General features: G+C 45.0%; 14 protein-coding genes and 1 pseudogene. 10 read left to right on the top strand and 5 right to left on the bottom strand.

Annotation, left to right across the window (positions count from 1 at the left end; all coding sequences use genetic code 11):
* Positions 1–56 precede the first annotated feature (56 nt).
* Together BP97_RS0112400 and BP97_RS0112395 are read right to left on the bottom strand one after the other, a co-directional pair.
* Positions 57–653, bottom strand: a complete 597-nt coding sequence (locus BP97_RS0112400) for a hypothetical protein (protein WP_028549388.1) — start codon at positions 651–653, stop codon at positions 57–59.
* Between the two features lie 238 nt (positions 654–891).
* On the bottom strand, positions 892–1821 hold the full coding sequence (locus BP97_RS0112395; RefSeq protein WP_028549387.1) for a stalk domain-containing protein: 930 nt from the start codon (positions 1819–1821) through the stop codon (positions 892–894).
* Positions 1822–2157: 336 nt separating this feature from the next.
* On the opposite strand from BP97_RS0112395, the gene BP97_RS0112390 reads away from it, so the two are divergent.
* From BP97_RS0112390 to BP97_RS0112380, 3 genes are read left to right on the top strand one after another with little or no spacing between them, the layout of a single operon-like run.
* Positions 2158–2997: an ABC transporter ATP-binding protein gene (locus tag BP97_RS0112390; protein ID WP_028549386.1), complete on the top strand. Its 840-nt coding sequence runs from the start codon at positions 2158–2160 to the stop codon at positions 2995–2997.
* A complete protein-coding gene (locus tag BP97_RS0112385) occupies positions 2930–3694 on the top strand; it encodes an ABC transporter permease (protein ID WP_028549385.1) in 765 nt (254 codons plus the stop codon). The genes BP97_RS0112390 and BP97_RS0112385 overlap by 68 nt, the downstream gene beginning before the upstream one ends.
* Positions 3695–3716: 22 nt before the next feature.
* Positions 3717–4772 carry an ABC transporter substrate-binding protein gene (locus tag BP97_RS0112380; RefSeq protein ID WP_028549384.1) on the top strand — a complete coding sequence of 352 codons (1056 nt, stop codon included), beginning with the start codon at positions 3717–3719 and terminating at the stop codon, positions 4770–4772.
* Positions 4773–4870: 98 nt separating this feature from the next.
* Here BP97_RS0112380 and BP97_RS0112375 read toward each other — a convergent pair whose 3' ends face one another.
* Both BP97_RS0112375 and BP97_RS0112370 read right to left on the bottom strand, forming a co-directional pair.
* A complete protein-coding gene (locus BP97_RS0112375; protein ID WP_028549383.1) occupies positions 4871–7171 on the bottom strand; it encodes a DUF4962 domain-containing protein in 2301 nt (766 codons plus the stop codon).
* 48 nt (positions 7172–7219) lie between these two features.
* Positions 7220–7987: an SDR family NAD(P)-dependent oxidoreductase gene (locus BP97_RS0112370; protein WP_028549382.1), complete on the bottom strand. Its 768-nt coding sequence runs from the start codon at positions 7985–7987 to the stop codon at positions 7220–7222.
* A 269-nt stretch (positions 7988–8256) separates the two neighbouring features.
* On the opposite strand from BP97_RS0112370, the gene BP97_RS0112365 reads away from it, so the two are divergent.
* The 6 genes and pseudogenes from BP97_RS0112365 to BP97_RS39650 all read left to right on the top strand — a co-directional run.
* Positions 8257–9159, top strand: a complete 903-nt coding sequence (locus BP97_RS0112365) for a LysR family transcriptional regulator (RefSeq protein ID WP_028549381.1) — start codon at positions 8257–8259, stop codon at positions 9157–9159.
* Positions 9160–9329: 170 nt separating this feature from the next.
* Positions 9330–10352 carry a 2,3-butanediol dehydrogenase gene (locus tag BP97_RS0112360; RefSeq protein WP_028549380.1) on the top strand — a complete coding sequence of 341 codons (1023 nt, stop codon included), beginning with the start codon at positions 9330–9332 and terminating at the stop codon, positions 10350–10352.
* A gap of 156 nt (positions 10353–10508) precedes the next feature.
* The gene (locus tag BP97_RS0112355; protein WP_028549379.1) at positions 10509–11144 is read left to right on the top strand and encodes a DUF1054 domain-containing protein; all 636 of its coding nucleotides are present in this window, start codon (positions 10509–10511) and stop codon (positions 11142–11144) included.
* Positions 11145–11323: 179 nt separating this feature from the next.
* The gene (locus BP97_RS0112350; protein WP_231506285.1) at positions 11324–12055 is read left to right on the top strand and encodes a DUF2680 domain-containing protein; all 732 of its coding nucleotides are present in this window, start codon (positions 11324–11326) and stop codon (positions 12053–12055) included.
* A gap of 158 nt (positions 12056–12213) precedes the next feature.
* On the top strand, positions 12214–13134 hold the full coding sequence (locus BP97_RS38800) for an S-layer homology domain-containing protein (protein ID WP_197035453.1): 921 nt from the start codon (positions 12214–12216) through the stop codon (positions 13132–13134).
* Between the two features lie 31 nt (positions 13135–13165).
* A pseudogene (locus BP97_RS39650) lies at positions 13166–13366 on the top strand (helix-turn-helix transcriptional regulator); the annotation flags it as partial.
* 92 nt (positions 13367–13458) lie between these two features.
* Here the strand turns inward: BP97_RS39650 and BP97_RS0112340 are convergent.
* Positions 13459–14640 (bottom strand): MFS transporter, encoded by a 1182-nt coding sequence (locus BP97_RS0112340; protein ID WP_028549376.1) that lies wholly within the window; start codon positions 14638–14640, stop codon positions 13459–13461.
* A gap of 278 nt (positions 14641–14918) precedes the next feature.
* On the opposite strand from BP97_RS0112340, the gene BP97_RS0112335 reads away from it, so the two are divergent.
* Positions 14919–16394, top strand: a complete 1476-nt coding sequence (locus tag BP97_RS0112335; RefSeq protein WP_036745759.1) for an aminotransferase class I/II-fold pyridoxal phosphate-dependent enzyme — start codon at positions 14919–14921, stop codon at positions 16392–16394.
* Positions 16395–16438 lie beyond the last annotated feature (44 nt).

The raw sequence follows: 16438 nt of genomic DNA, 5'->3' as shown, positions 1-16438 counted from the left end.
ATGGACATAGAAAATGGCCTGTGCAGAATATACACAGACCATCTCAATCGTACCGTTTACATTTCAAGCTGCAGCATTTCATGCCTAAGTTCCATCAACCTTTCTTTGCACATTTTAACGGCCTTAGCGTCTCCTGACTTCAATGCGTCCTGCAGTGTTGCCAGCTCGTAATCAAGCTCCAGCCTCAGAACAGGAATGCGGTCATCAGGTCTCTTGGATCGAAAAGCTTGCATCATTTCCTCCACCGTCACCACCGGCTCCTTTTGAAACAATACTTTGTGCTCTACTCCTGATATTTCAACCATCCTGATTATTTCACCGAACATGATATTTTCGATTAAAATTTGCCTGTCCTTGAACCGTTTGACTACGGCATGCCCGCGGGTATCTCCTATCATTTTTTCCATTAATTCCGCCAGCTTCTCATCTTTGAAGGAGTAATTCCCGACGATTTTGTATCGATCTCCTAACCGTTGGAACCTCAGCTTCACCAGCTTACGTCCCGTGCGGATCGACACAATGAATTGTTGGTCGCTTTCGTTCCAATATAGCGAATACCCCTCTTGAATCAACGCCTTAATGAAGTTACGGATTAGCCGACGGTCAAATCGTAACTCAAGGTTGCAATATTCCACTTCATGACTTTTACTCACGGCAATCCCCTCCCAAATCGTACATAAACCCTGGCATTCTATCCTGAATTGCTTGGTGCTTCAAGGACCGCCCGGATTTTGATAGAATTTTCAGACAATTCAGTTACTTAATTCTATCTTATTATGAATCATATGATTTAGCAACTTGGATTATTGACTTTTTTCCTTGATTTCAATCCATTTTTTTATTTAAAAAGGACCGCCTCCGCTGGAGACGATCCTCATCACTTCAATGGGATTATTTCTGTTCTTCGCTTTGCTGGTTCTGCTTGTTTATCTTGGTATCAAGCTCATCATTGAGGTCAGTACGGGTTTCTACGTTTACGCTATAAGTCAAATTTTCTCCAAAACCTTGCTTGTCCAACCGGAGTATGGCTCGGAAATAATGATTTTGATTAATGCTGTAACCGGAACCTCTACCGCTCATTGTTTGGTAAACCAAGTATTCATAACGGTCCTGATCATCATTGCTGCTTATTTTTTCAATCATGATTGGTTTGGTTGAATAATAAAAATCCTTGATCGTGAAATTGGCTGTATTTTTTACATATTCCTTGAGCTTGCTTAATTTTTCCGTATTCACTTCATTAGCGATGACGTAATTTTCCTTGTTCACGCGCGCTACGGACGGTGCTTGGCGCCATCTCTTTCTCGCTTCCGAGTCACTTACGTACAGAACCCCGGTCAGCTTCTCCCGGTTTTTCTTCAGTCCCTCCGTATCAATGCCCATCCTGCGCAAATCAGATAATCGATAATAAACTCCCGAGCCGCTATCCGAATAAACACTTAGCAGCGGATAATCCGCACCTAGATACGTTACCCACTGTGATGCAGGCGAACGCAGAGTAAACTCCTCGTATGTAGCATCCTTATCCTCAGGTGTCTGCTCTGAATTAATCCGGCTGTTAATGTAGATCGTCTTGTTGTCGCTCTTCCAAAGTATGTTTGCACCCAACAGATTGCCGAGCTCTTTTAATGGTAAATAACTTTTGTCCTGATAAACCAGGGTCGGTCCTTCCAGCTTTATGGCTTTCCCATCCAACACAATATTGAAATCCGGACGCAGGTACGCTTCCACTCTTTGCAATATATCTTCAGCGTAGACCCCCGCGGTAAATGTTCCACCCAGCAATGATCCCATAATCAGCACTCGTTTCCATTGTTTCATTGCAGCTCAAACCTTTCCCATTAAAATTTTAATAAAGTAGGAAGCCTTAGTTGTTACTTAATGCCGAAATAATACAACCTTTTCCTGTAATTGAAAACTTTATATTGACAAACACATTAATTCCGATAGAATAGGTTGGTATAAGAAAGCGTAATCGCAAAAAGCTTTACATGTATTATCGTTTATCGGCATACTCCTACCTATTTTATCGTACAAATAGGCTCCAAATGTTATAGGACATTTGGACCAGTACTGTTTCGATATCCGTTAACCTGCGGTTCGCGTTTGATCTTTCAAAAGAAAAACATTCATCGGTTTTTAGGGGAGTGAGCGTCATTGATCGAAATTAAGGGAGTCAGCAAGACGTTCCATCAAAGGACAGGAGGATCTTTTACTGCCATTGATAACGTGTCGCTATCGATTCAAAAAGGGGAATTCGTTTCACTGCTAGGCCCGTCGGGATGCGGGAAGTCTACGCTGCTGAACCTAGTAGCAGGCCTAGAGCAGGCTGAACAGGGCTCGATTACCGTCAACGGCAAGCCTTGCAGTACACCGGGTCCAGATCGCGTTGTCGTTTTCCAGGAGCATGCACTATTTCCTTGGCTCACCGTGCTGGACAATGTAGCCTTTGGTCTAAAGCAAAAGGGTATCGGCAAAAAAGAGCGCGAAGCAATGGCAATGGAGCAAATCAAGTCCGTTCATTTGAGCAAATTCGCCGACCGTTATCCTCATGAACTATCAGGCGGCATGAAGCAAAGGGCTGCGATTGCTAGAGCGCTCGCTATGGACCCCGATATTTTACTAATGGATGAACCATTCGCAGCTCTGGACGAACAAACGCGACTCATATTACATAAAGAGCTGGAAGATATCTGGATGCGCACTCAAAAAACAATTCTGTTTATTACCCACAATATTCGCGAGGCCGTGATTCTGTCGGATCGAGTTCTAGTCATGTCCACGCGCCCTGGAACGATAAAGAAGGAATTTCCGGTTCGTGCAGCGAGACCAAGAGATTGGGCCGACCCTGTTCTCCACCACGTAGAAAGCAGCATTATGGATGCATTGGCAGATGAGCTGGAAAAAGTGGTAAAGGAGGAAATGGGCGATGAGTACAGCATTAAGAAGAACCCTCTTTCTGGTTCTACTTCTGATAGCATGGGAAGCGGGATTTAGAATTTTTGATTGGGGCTGGAAATTCCCCTCAGTCACTCAAACCGTCCAAGCGTTCTATGACGGGTTCGTACATGGGCAGCTGCTTGAAGCGACATTAGAAAGCATACGACGATTGCTTACCGCATTTATCTTATCCATTGTTATCGGTACGGTGCTTGGCTTCCTATTTGCCAAATATCGGTTTCTTGACGATACGCTCGGTTTCCTTGTCGTCGCTCTGCAGACGATTCCAAGCATTGCTTGGCTGCCATTCGCCATTATCTGGTTCGGGATGAATGATTTCTCGGTCATCTTCATTACTACGCTAGGCGCAACATGGACCATGGCCATGTCCAGCCGTACTGGTATTATGAACATCCCTCGAATTTACCTAAAGGCGGCGCAAACGATGGGAACTGGGGATGGCTTTAAAATGTTTTATCAAATTATGGTACCCGCAGCTTTCCCTCATATGATTACAGGCGTCCGTGTTGCTTGGGCGTTCGCATGGCGGGCTCTGGTAGCCGGTGAATTGATCGCCAAGGGCGTAGGCTTGGGTCAGCTGCTGCAGGACGGACGCAACCTTGCAGATACCGCTTTAATGTTATGTATCGTAATCATCATTGCCGTATTGGGCACTTTGTCCGATCACTTCTGCTTCAAGCGGCTGGAAGATACCATTTTGGTCCGCTATGGTCTATCAGCCAAACAAAAATAAGCGTTTAAAGGGGAGTACTACGATGAAAAAAAGATTTACCCTATCACTAGCCATCTTAATGATTGCCGTTCTGGTGCTGTCGGCTTGCGGAAAGAAAGAGGAGTCCACCAAAGACGCAGCAGGCGGTGTCAAATCCACGCCCGCTTCAACTGTTAAGTTAGGTATTTTCAAGAATGTAACCCATGCTCCAGGCTATATTGCATTAGAAAAAGGACTCTTCCAGAAATATTGGGGTGAGAATGTCAAGATCGAAGTCACGCCTTTCGATAACGGTTCCGACTTCTCCACTGCACTAGCTACAGGCGAAATCGATCTCGGTTTCGTAGGTCCAGGTCCTTCAACAAACCAGTATATTAAAAGTAAAAACTTCAAAGTCATTTCCGGTTCTAACAATGGCGGCGCTGTTCTTGTTGTCGGCAAAGAATCCGGCATTACTAGTGTAAAGGATTTAGTAGGCAAAACCGTTGCTATCCCGACTAAAGGCAGCACCAACGAAATCTCACTGCGACTGCTGCTAAAGCAAAATAACTTAAATGTCACTACCGATAAAACCGGTGTTCAAATTATTGCACGTGCTCCTGCCGATACACTGATCGCTATGCGCCAAAAAGAAATTGACGCTACATTGATTCCTGAGCCATGGGGTACACAAATGGAGCAGGAAGGTATCGGTAAAATCATCGTAGATTGGGATAAAATCCCGCCGAACAACGGAAATTACCCTTTAACCATTCTTGTAGCAAGCGACAAATTCCTGAAAGAACATCGCGATATGGCGAAGCAAGCAATCAAAGCCAATGCAGATGCTATTGATTTTATTAAGAAAAACCCCGACCAGTCTTACGAGCTGATCAACAATCGTTTGAAAGCACTTAGTGGCAAAGGGATGGACATTGCGCTCATAAAAGCAGCCCTCTCCCGTTTGAACTTAACTACTGACGTAAGTAAGGAAGCTATCGAAGAAATGGCCAAAGTTTCGATTGAGGCCGGCTACATTAAAGAAGTGAAAAAAGAAGAGCTTGATCTAAGCAAGTTCATCGATCTGAGCTTGCTTGAAGAAGTAAAAGCAGGAAAATAACTCCCTACTGAAATTAATAAATCCCCCTATTTGCTACGGAAATTCAAGCTTCCGTCAAACAGGGGGATTTATTAATTCTCTAAACTTATGAGTGCAATTTAGTAAGCTTTCGGAACTTGGACTCGATGAGTCTGCCCGTCCTCCGTAAAATATAAATCGACTCCATGACCTTGATCGTCCATAAAGTAAGAAACATACTTCGTCTCTCCTTTGCGCATTGGTACAAGCAAGGTAACTAAGCGATGGCTTTGTGCAGCATGCGTCTTCGCACTCAAATGCCATTGACAATCCAATCCTTCGATCTCTGACGGATCCACATCTGTAAAGACATTGCTTTGGGACAGTTCCAATTCCCCAGACGAGCTGTAAACAAATCGTCCGTCCATCTCTGCCTTTTTCCCTAGTACGCGGAATGTTTGGGCTCCGAGTTTCATTTCGTACAAGGTGTGGAACAACCAATCCACCTGGCCTGGTTGCGATAAATCAACGTGATCGACTACAACGATATAGGATTCCTTGACGAAATACAGCTCCCGAACGTAGCGTTCGAGATACGGCACATTTTCTTTATATGCAGCCGTAGCGTTGCAGCGGGAATAAGTGTACGTCGAATGGGTTTCCACGGCCTCTACAACACCGGATGCAGCCATGTTCAGCACTTTGTTCGTACCTGAGTACTGCCCAAGCCCATCCACTAACAGGTTATTCGTAGACCGGGTTTGTTTCCTCCAATTCATGTGCATCGTACTACCGAAGGCAACATAATGCCCGCTTTCAATGGCTAACGGCTCTCCGTAGGCATGCAGCAGAAATCCGTTCTGATCCCCGTGGCTATGACTAATGGAGCCGTATGGACTACTCTTGGTCAGCAGCATGATGTGATCGTCAGGCTTGTCCATGTTGGAATGGAACGCGACCCACCCGATATCACGGAACCATTTGACCCGTTCTATCTCGGTTGGAGCTTGCACTTGTACTTCAGGATAATCATATCGATACATCATTTCATCAAACCGGAAATCCCACCAACCGTAATTGTAAAATTTCATCTCCGAATCGGTATCGATCTCTTTCGTCTGCTCATAATACCATTGGTACAAGCCGTTGCCCGTAATACCAGCAAATTGGCGGATATTAAACCCGGTTTTCAAGCTGACCGGATCGCCAAGCGTCGATTGGTCACCAAAGCTTGTCCGAAGTGTATCGGGACTGAAGCAGTAAAGCGGAAAATCACCGGTTTTGCGGAAAAATGGACGTTCGTAGAAGTCGATAGCCGTGTACTTCTTCAATAGGTTCATCGCTTCAGTTACAAAAGCCATCCCGGTAGTCCAGTACATGGGTCCTTCTGCCCATCCTCCGTCTATTCCTCCCCAAGGGGTATATAGGCACGCATAATATTCCAAGGTATAGTCTAACCATTCCCTCGCTTTCCGCTCCTCTCCGAACATGGCGATACAGCACGGGATTAGCACCGAGGACAAGGAGCGAACCGCATGACTATCGAACGGAACGTGATGAATCTTAGAGCGTTCCATGACATGGAAGGCTACTTGCTCTGTTCTTTGGAGCAGCTTGCTGCGAATCTCTTCCCTCTCCGACGGGGTCAAATGGGCATACAACCAGTCGTAGCCCCATGCGAGTGCTTCTGCAACCCGAAAAGCCGCTTCGTCATTGTAATCCCTGCTCGTAGGTCCTTGCGGATCCCATGATGCAACATGCTGCAGCCATTGCTTAGCTCGATTCACTAGCAATTCGTCTTCCAATACAATTCCTGCTACACTAAGATGACGAATCGCATACAGCGCTTCCTGGCAATCCATGTACATTTGACGCCACAGCTTAGCAACCCGTTTGTTGTTAGGATAAGGCTCCGGCTCAGCAATAAGCTCTTTAACAATCCAAGGCTTCACCGAACGCTCCATGAAAACGTCCCAACCGCAGTAGGCTGAGTCTTCCTTGACCTTTTGCCTAAAATCCGGCAGTTCATTGGCCTGTAGCCATAGGCGCGGGTGCTCGGTTGCGGCATGTTGAAACCGCACCTCTCTGCTTGGTAGAGGCGTTTGCGGCAATCCCTCAGGAACGGTAAAGCTTCTTACGATACTCCATTCGGTTTGTCCGCCTCCTGATTCGGAATCCAGAAGGGCGTACCGCCAATAATAATTCCCTGCCGCTAGAACTTCATCTGGAGTATACAAATTATAAGGGATCGGTTGTACAGTTACGGTATGGACCTCTTCAAACTGTGAAGATTTAGAATATTGCAATATATAGCTGTCATTATCGAGCTGGGCGGGAATCCAAGTAAATCGAGGAGGATTCTCAATCATCTGGGTTGTGCTATCCGGCTCATATTGTACAGTCAGTGCTCCACTTTGGGGTTGATATAACGGTTGGCTCATTAGGATTCTCCTTCTCTGTCAAAACTCAGTATGATCGGTTCTATCGCATCAGCGCATGAACATTCCACCGTTGATTTCTATAGACTCGCCAGTCAAATAAGAACCCAGATCAGATACCAAATATAACACGGCTCCTGCCACATCATCCGGCGTCCCTTCCCGTTTCAACGGGATTCCGTTAACGGTAGCTTTTCTTGCCTCATCGCTTGTGAATGTCGCATGAAAGGCAGTCTGTCCGATAAAGCCTGGAGAAACTATGTTCACGGTAATCCCATCTCCCGCAACTTCTTTGGCGAGTCCCTTGGAGTAGCTCAAGACGGCTGCCTTGCTTGCCGCATAAATGCTGGCACCAGGGCCTCCGCCATTATGGGCGGCTATTGACGACATATTCACAATACGTCCCGCTCCCTTCTCCTTCATCCCCGGGAGAACTCTTTTGCACATAAATACGGTGCTTTTTAAATTCACGTTCATAATTTGGTCATATAAAGCTTCGTTCATATCCGAGTTCGGACACCGCTCGATTAGATGTCCTGCGTTGTTTACGAGGATATCTACTTTACCTCCAAATGAGGCTTCGACTCCGCAAACCAACGCATCTATCTGTTCAATATTCGTTACATCCGCTTGGAACAGCTCAGCTTTCCCTCCAGCCTCACGAATCAAAGCTACCGTAGCTTCACCCTGATCTTTATTGTTCAAGTAAGTGACCCCGACACTTGCACCATTTGCTGCCAACAATATCGCAATAGCACGTCCGATTCCTGCATTTGAACCTGTGACTAGTGCAATCTTCCCTTTTAAGCTTGTGTTCACAAGATACACCTCCGAATAATTAGCCTGCCTATAGAAATCGCTTACTTTCTAATGACCAGGATAGATACCCAATCTATTTGATTGTACCATGACTGGTAAATTATGAAAACAAACGTTCTTAAGGTTCAGGGTCTTCAATTCAAAACCTCGCTATACAGCATCCCAAACAATCTAGATGTTGGATCACAATTTGTGGGTTTGGTCTATTTTTGTTACTCTACAGTTATTGAATCATACCCAAAGATTACTTATATAAAGGATGGTCCTTGATGCATTTGGAGCAGCTAGAAATCATTGTCGAGGTTGCTAAGGCCGGTTCATTAACCGCAGCAGCTCAAAATCTTCACGTAACCTTATCTGCTGTAAGCCAGTCCATCTCCAATCTGGAGGCAGAGCTTAAGGTGACTTTATTCACCCGTTCCCGCTCAGGTGCGGCACCGACAGCAGAAGGAAAAGTCATCATTCAAAAAGCTGTTGAAGTGCTGGACAAATTGCAGGAGCTTCGCGACGAAGCCGGCGGATATTCCAATACACAATGCGGAGAACTCCGTATAGCTACTATTCCAGGCCCATTATTTTTATACCTGGATACCATCTTGGGGCTCAAAAAACAATATCCCAACATTCAAATGGAAATAATGGAAAAAGGGACGCACGAAATCATCGATGATGTTCGGCACAATAAAATTGATATGGGTCTGATCATTCTATTCGAGCCTTACTTGGAGAAGCATGCGGGGTTGATCATAGAACCGTTGATGGAAGGTAAAGTTGTAGTGTGTATCAGTCGAAAATCACCTTTGGCATTAAATACGTCCATTTCACCAGAGGAGTTAAAAAAGCAGCCGCTCGTTTTGTACAATGATGACTATTTGAAATGGTACATGGATCAATTTCAAGAGCGTTACGGGGACGTTACCATACTCTTCTCTACGAACAATAAAGATGCGATTCGCAGAGCAACCGAAGATGGCACAGCTGTAACAATAGGCCTTGATTATTCTTTTAGGAATCAGCCCGAATATTTAAAGGATGAGTTCGTCGTCATCGAATTGAACACACCCGTTCACAATTCAATTCATTTAAGCTTAGTCACATCCAAAGAAAAGAAATTATCAAATACGTCCAAAATATTTATCAATAATTTGAGGCATACACTTCATCTGCTCTAATTCTATATGCAGTCGTCACATTCAAACAAATGCGGACTGCTGCGAACAATACTTAAGTAACACTTAACTATTATTAATTATGTATAAATTTATTTAAAGTAAGTACGGAAGTACAATGATAAAGAACGATGAAACCATCATCCTAATTTATATAAAGGAGCTGTTCCATGATGAAAGCAGCTAAAATTTATGGACCCAAAGATATTCGAGTGGAGAATGTAGACATCCCTCAACTTGAAGCGGGAACAGTCAAAATAAAGGTTGAATATGCAGGTATTTGCGGAAGCGATATGCATGAATACTTGGCAGGCACCTATCCTATACGTACACAGCCTGTACTTGGTCATGAATTTTCGGGTACGGTTATCGAGGTGGCACCCGATGTTCATACAATTAAGATTGGCGACAGAGTAGCCGTTGAACCATTAATTCCATGCGGTAAATGTGATAATTGTAGAAGAGGCTTCGTGAATTTGTGCATCAGCAGACAAGGCTACGGTTATACTAAATCCGGCGGCTTCGCCGAGTACATGGTAGCCAGTGAAGAAAACGTCTTTTTGCTTCCTGACCATATGAGCCTAGAATTAGGGGCCATCGTTGAACCTACGGCAGTAGCAGTGCACGCAGTTCGGCAAAGCCAGCTCAACGTTGGTGACAGCACAGCCATTTTTGGCGCAGGTCCTATAGGATTGCTGCTGCTGCAAGCGGTCAAGGCTGCGGGAGCTAGCCGTATCTATGTTATCGAAGTGTCCGAGGAACGTCGGCAAAAGGCGTTGGAACTTGGGGCTACTACAGTAATTAACCCTATGGAAGTTGATGCTGCTCAGCTCATCCTAGACGAAACCAATGGTGGTGTGGATGTTGCTTTCGACGCAGCAGGCGTTCAAGCAACTTTCCATTCCGGAGTTCGTTCAGTACGTCCTAACGGAGAGTTCAAAATTGTTAGCGTATGGGAAAAGCCAGTTACTTTTGACCCTAATACGATTGTAAGAACCGAAGCCAAAATTAGCGGTTCTTATGCTTATGTTCGCTTATTCCCTGAAGTGATCCGCCTTCTCGCAAGCGGCGTTATTGATGGAAATGCGGTCATTACAAGCATTATCCCTCTTGATGATATCGTTGAAAAAGGATTTGAAGTGCTTACTAAAGATAGAAAACAATGCAAAATCCTCGTCAAACCTAATCAAGGTTAATACTTATAGAATCCAAGGCCAGTAGAGCTGTTCATCCACGCTCTATTGGCTTTTTTCATTCTTATGTTCTATTGTATTATTCGCCTCGATTCGACCAGTGTGATATAGTATTTTCATATACATAAGCAATTTTTGGTCGCTCAGGAGGAAATTCGCATGATATTTGAAGGGTTCAAGCAAGCCGATTTTGACGTATTCGCCATTCCAGGATTGGAAGGACGGATGGAAGGTATTCAGCAACGGATACAACCTAAATTCAAGGCTATTGGAGACGCGATTTGCGATGATACAGCCGTTTTGGCAGGAGACGAAATGTTTTTGCATATTGCTAAACATGCCCGCCGTACGGTTAATGCCCCAGTAGATACTTGGATGGCGGTTTGCCACAATAAACGCGGATATAAGCAGTATCCACACTTCCAGGTAGGGCTTTTTGATGATCGTGTGTTTATATGGCTTGCTTTAATTTACGAACTCCCTGCAAAGCAATCTATTGCCCAAGCCTATCTGAATCATTTCGATGAGGTTCGCAGCATCATTCCTAATAAGTATATGCTTTCATTCGATCATATGAAAAAGGATGCATTTGAGTTCAATGAACTTGATGATACCGAGCTTAAGAAGGCGCTGGAACGTTTCCGAGATGTCAAAAAGGCTGAACTGCTTATCGGGCAAAACTTGCCTTCCTCGGATCCTGTGCTTGCTGATGGTCCCCAGTTTATAGAGCTGGTAAAAAGTACAATCCAAACCTTGATGCCTCTTTATCAAATGGCACGCAATGCCTCCATGTAACTCCTTTTCGCATAAAAGAAGCTGAAACTGCAAATTCTTATTTGCGTAATGTTATACGAGAGTCTTTGAAAATTTATGTAACGCTAAGGTTCTCTTAAAGTAACATTAAGTTAATTTGCACACGCTATAATTGGTTACCCCATCCAATGGGTTAATCAAATTTTGCGAAAGGCGGTAACATGATGAGAAGCGTTCATACGAACAGAGTTATTGTCACAAGCTTAGCTTTTACTTTACTGCTGAGCGGAGTCGCTCTCTCCACCACTAGACAGCAGGCGCAAGCCGCGCCATCCGAGCAGCCAGTCCTTCTGCAAGGTCCAGCCGAACAGAAGCAGGATCGTGGTGAAAAAAGCAAGGAAAGCAAGCATTCCGAAAAAGGCGAACGGAAATCGATCCCTATTCTCGAGGAAGCCGCTGCGATTCTTAGCATGGACAAGGAGAACCTCTCCGCTTCATTAAAAGAAAAGTCCTTGGTGGAAATCGCTAAGGATAAAGGGATCAGTGAAGCCGATTTGATCGACAAGCTGAAAACAATGCGGGGCAAGAAAATAGACGAAGCCGTTAAGGCAGGGAAGCTGACCGCAGAGCAGGCCGAGAAGATGAAAGCCAACATGGAGAAGCACCTGAAATTTATGGTCAACCATAAGGGCGGGTTTTGGCATGGCAAGCACGGGATGCACCACAAGATGGTCCCTGCACCGGACAAGCTAGCATCTATCATCGGAATTTCTGAGGATCAACTGAAGTCTCAGCTGAAGGAAGGTAAATCGTTAGCTGAAATTGCTGCCGCACAAGGAATTGCCAAGGACCAGCTGGTGTCCAAGATCAAAGAGGAAATGACGCCGTGGATTGAAAAAATGGTCGAGCATAAGCGCGGCTCCAGCCATGGTAAGAACAAAGAAGCGAAGTAGCTTCAACCAAAATATACTTACGCCAAGAGCTGTACCCGGTAGGAAGTCACGGGGCAGCTTTTTTTCATCAAATATAGCTAAAAACCGTTAACTTTTTCACACTTCTGTCATCTTTTTCGTTTATAATGGAGAAAAGTGACAACTATAAGGAGTGCCCTATGATGCATCGCAAACGACCTATTAGACGGAGTTTTCTTATTTTGCTTGGCTGTGCATTAGTAGCAAGCGGAGTCTTGTTTCAACATCAACTGCGGTTCACCAAAACAGCTGAAGCTGCTCCCCCTGCTGCGCAAGTAACTGCCGCACCTGAGGGTGGGGAAGCCGTCTATCAGCAGCATTGTCTTGCTTGTCATGCAACGGACGGAAAAGGATCCGGTAAATTCCCTGCTGTGGTGAGCGATCATGTGAAGAAAAAAATCGGAACCTACGACAAGGCTTACGATTTTATTAGCCGCAATATGCCTGATAATGCTCCAGGCTCCTTATCGGAAGAAGAATATAAGGCCGTCACCAAATATGTATTATCATTGAACGGAATCCCTACGGATTTTGTCGATGTACAAGGACATTGGGCTCAAAAGGAAATATCCGCTTTATACGATAAGAAGTATATTGACGGATACTTGGATAAGGAAACGGACAAGCTTTCCTTCAAACCGGATCAATATATTACCCGAGCGGAATTTATTCGTTATTTTGTCAAAGCCAAGGAATTGTTCCTATCCAACAGCACTGAATCAGATATGACCGACATCGGCACGAATAAAGAAGATCGCACTTACATTATTACAGCTGTGGAGTATGGACTTATCAACGGTTATCCCGATCATACGTTTCGTCCGAAGAATACGATTACCCGTGCTGAGATATCTGCAATTCTGTCCCGCAGCGAAATGCTGAAAGCAAACGTCACTGCCCCCTTCAAAGACGTTCCCTCTGACTATTGGGCCGGCGATGCGATCAGTGCCGTTCAAGAGGCTCATCTATTCAACGGCTATGAAGACGGAACTTTCCGTCCCGATCAAAAAATAACTCGAGCCGAAGCGATCACTGTGATCTATCGGCTGCTCAATCCATGAGAATGGCAATCCAGCAGCCTTCCTACAATCATATGGATTATCTGTGCGTAAGAAGGAAATCGTTCAATTGGTTGTGAAAGGCTATTCGACCAAAGAGCTGGCCCATACTTTATATATATCCTCTTATACAGTACAAGATCATTTAAAGTCCATCTTCGAGAAGACGGGAGTAAGCAGCCGACGCGAGCTTACCTGGAGCCTGCTCTCACAATTTTGTCTCACGAACTTCTAGCCACAATACATAAAGCCGCCTGAGCTCAGAATGATGAGCCGGCGGCTTTGCCTATATCCCAACTACTAACAAAACGTATGTACCGTATTCTTTTAAGCACGTTGACTAAGAGTAGATGCTTCCTTGTCGACCGCCATAAACCGGTATAACAAGTATAGTGCTGCCACTGATAAAATGGCTCCAGTATAGAACGGAAGATTCTGACTGTATTGATATATTCCCGCTCCAAGCAACGGCCCTGTAATTCTTCCCAAGCTATCCATAGATGAGCTTAGTCCTGAAGCGACCCCTTGCCCTACCTTCGTTTTTTGCGTAATCAACGATGTCACACAAGGACGAATCAGTGCATTACCTGCACCAAATACTGACAAATAGATGGAAGCGGTAACTAAATTGGTGGAGAACAAAATTAACACAAAACCGATTGCGGATAAAATCAATCCGATTCCAACAACGCGTGCTTCGTCGCCTTTTTTGATAAATCTTCGGACGACACCACCTTGAATCAATGCTCCAACTACTCCGCTGACCGCAAACATAATCCCCAAATCCAACGAAGTGGCTCCGATTTTGTCCTTTTCGAACAAAAGGAGCGTAGCTTCAAGCCCGGCCAGAGTGAACGATACGAAGAAGGACAGCACATACAAATACTTTAACGAACCTACAAAGGCTGTCCAACGTGAAGGCTTAGGACCATTTGCTTGCGGCTTGCGCCGCTTGTCCTCACTAAGCGATTCTGGCAGCATGACCAGTGCGAACAGAAAAGTCAGCAATGCCAAGATTGCGGATGCAAAAAACGGAACCTGGTAACCCCATTGACTTAAAATCCCTCCGACCGCAGGTCCAAAAATAAAACCGAGTCCGATGGACATTCCGACAAGTCCCATCCCTTTTGTGCGATTTTCTTCTGTCGTAATATCAGCAACATAAGCTACTGCGCAAGCTGTCGCAGCACCAGAGAACAGTCCGCCCAGTATACGTGAAGCATACATCAGCAGCAAGTTGCCATCCGCTAGTCCGAATATGAAAAAGCTTACGCTAAAACCAAGCGTTCCTATCATAATCAGCGGTCTTCTGCCTATACGGTCAGAAATACTGCCCCAGATTGGCGACATGAGGAATGAAGCCAATGAATAGATCGACAGCAGCATGCCCAGATGGAAGCTGCTGGCTCCAGATCCCGTTACCGCATCAGGAAGCACCGGAATGATGATGCCGAAGCCGATAAATATCGTCATCAGCAGTACCATTATAATGGCCAGCTGTTTTTTCATAGTGTTATCCATTGCCTCCCAATTAAAAGTATATTGCTATGGTATCATAATTTTTTTCTATAGGAAAATAAACTCCCCCAAGATTAACAAATTCGACAAAACCGCGGTCTGCTTCGGGTTCCCACTACCCTGCAGATAAGAATTCCCTAAGCCGCTCGTTAAGTTTTGTTAAACGTCAAAAAATCCCCTTGCATCCTTGTCCCATTTTGGTTTAGTATTACTTGGTTGGGGTCCATATTGGGCCTCAACCCGTCTTTATTTTACTATGAAAGGTAGGCATGACAGTGGATCATCAACGTACTCCTCTTTTTACTGCTTTGAAGCAGCACGCAGAGCGCAATCCCGTTCAATTCCATATTCCAGGCCATAAAAAAGGAGTCGGGATGGACCCGGAGTTCCGACATTTTATCGGAGACAACGCCCTGTCCATCGACCTTATCAATATAGCACCGCTTGATGACCTGCATCAGCCGACGGGTGTCATCGAAGAAGCTCAAATGCTTGCAGCCGATGCCTTCGGGGCTGACCATACGTTCTTTTCCGTACAAGGCACCAGCGGCGCCATCATGACAATGATCTTAACGGTTTGCTCCCAAGGCGATAAAATTATTGTGCCGCGGAATGTACATAAGTCCATTATGTCCGCCATTATTTTTGCCGGAGCCAAGCCTGTCTTCATTTCGCCTGTCCGTGATGAGAATTTAGGGATCGATCATGGAATTACTACACGTTCCGTTAAACGTGCGCTTGAGAAGCATCCTGACGCCAAAGCCGTACTTGTCATTAACCCGACTTATTACGGTGTTTGTGCCAACCTGAAAGAAATTGTGGATTTAGTTCATAGCTTTAACATACCTGTATTGGTAGATGAAGCTCACGGCGTTCTTATTCACTTCAACGACAAGCTGCCTATGTCCGCTATGAGTGCGGGTGCCGATATGGCCGCTACTAGCGTTCACAAGCTTGGAGGCTCAATGACACAGAGCTCTGTTCTGAATATTAAGGAAGGCAGAATCAACGTTCGTCGTGCCAAAACGATTATCAGCATGCTGACTACAACGTCCACCTCCTATGTTCTTCTGGCGTCGCTTGATGCGGCTCGCAGGCATCTGGCATTGAATGGAGAAGAGCTTGCCAACCGTGCTATTGAACTGGCTCAATTTGCCCGCAAATCCATTAATGAGATTCCTGGACTTAGCTGCTTCGGTGAAGAAATTCTAGGTAAAGAAGCCACGTTCGACCACGATCCAACCAAAGTAAATATTCACGTTAGACATCTTGGCATAACGGGATATGATGCAGAGAACTGGCTTCGCGAGCATTACAACATCGAAGTTGAGCTAAGTGATTTATACAACATTTTGTGCCTTGTTACGCCTGGTGACACTCAGGAAAACATCGACATTTTGTTGACAGCTTTAAGAGAACTTTCCAGCCAAAACTACAATTTACGTGAAGTTAACGAATTGGTCATCAAAATTCCGAAAATTCCTCAGCTAACCTTGACGCCGCGTGACGCATTCTATGGCGATACGGAGATTGTACCGTTCAAGGAATCCGCTGATCGAATCATCGCGGAATTCATATATGTATACCCTCCGGGTATTCCGATTCTTCTGCCGGGTGAGGTCATCTCTCAAGATCTTATCGACTATATTACCGAACATGTAGAAGTAGGGCTTCCTGTTAAAGGACCTGAGGACAGAAGTATTGAGAATGTAAAGGTTATTGTTGAGACTCAGGCTATTTTCTAGCAGGAATCGTGATAAATGATTTCGTCCAATAAGAAAAAGGGAAC

It is taken from the genome of Paenibacillus sp. UNC451MF (assembly GCF_000686845.1).
Lineage (GTDB): Bacteria > Bacillota > Bacilli > Paenibacillales > NBRC-103111 > Paenibacillus_S.
Note: the sequence above shows the minus strand (reverse complement) of the source record. Positions and strands in the feature narration are given on the sequence as shown.

Bases quoted from the DNA above. Each gene is read 5' to 3' on its own strand.
- BP97_RS0112340 (WP_028549376.1), bottom strand. From the start codon at position 14,640: ATGAAAAAACAGCTGGCCATTATAATGGTACTGCTGATGACGATATTT.
- BP97_RS0112380 (WP_028549384.1), top strand. From the start codon at position 3,717: ATGAAAAAAAGATTTACCCTATCACTAGCCATCTTAATGATTGCCGTT.
- BP97_RS0112365 (WP_028549381.1), top strand. From the start codon at position 8,257: ATGCATTTGGAGCAGCTAGAAATCATTGTCGAGGTTGCTAAGGCCGGT.
- BP97_RS0112360 (WP_028549380.1), top strand. From the start codon at position 9,330: ATGAAAGCAGCTAAAATTTATGGACCCAAAGATATTCGAGTGGAGAAT.
- BP97_RS0112335 (WP_036745759.1), top strand. From the start codon at position 14,919: ATGACAGTGGATCATCAACGTACTCCTCTTTTTACTGCTTTGAAGCAG.
- BP97_RS0112355 (WP_028549379.1), top strand. From the start codon at position 10,509: ATGATATTTGAAGGGTTCAAGCAAGCCGATTTTGACGTATTCGCCATT.
- BP97_RS0112395 (WP_028549387.1), bottom strand. From the start codon at position 1,821: ATGAAACAATGGAAACGAGTGCTGATTATGGGATCATTGCTGGGTGGA.
- BP97_RS38800 (WP_197035453.1), top strand. From the start codon at position 12,214: ATGATGCATCGCAAACGACCTATTAGACGGAGTTTTCTTATTTTGCTT.
- BP97_RS0112350 (WP_231506285.1), top strand. From the start codon at position 11,324: ATGATGAGAAGCGTTCATACGAACAGAGTTATTGTCACAAGCTTAGCT.
- BP97_RS0112385 (WP_028549385.1), top strand. From the start codon at position 2,930: ATGAGTACAGCATTAAGAAGAACCCTCTTTCTGGTTCTACTTCTGATA.
- BP97_RS0112375 (WP_028549383.1), bottom strand. From the start codon at position 7,171: ATGAGCCAACCGTTATATCAACCCCAAAGTGGAGCACTGACTGTACAA.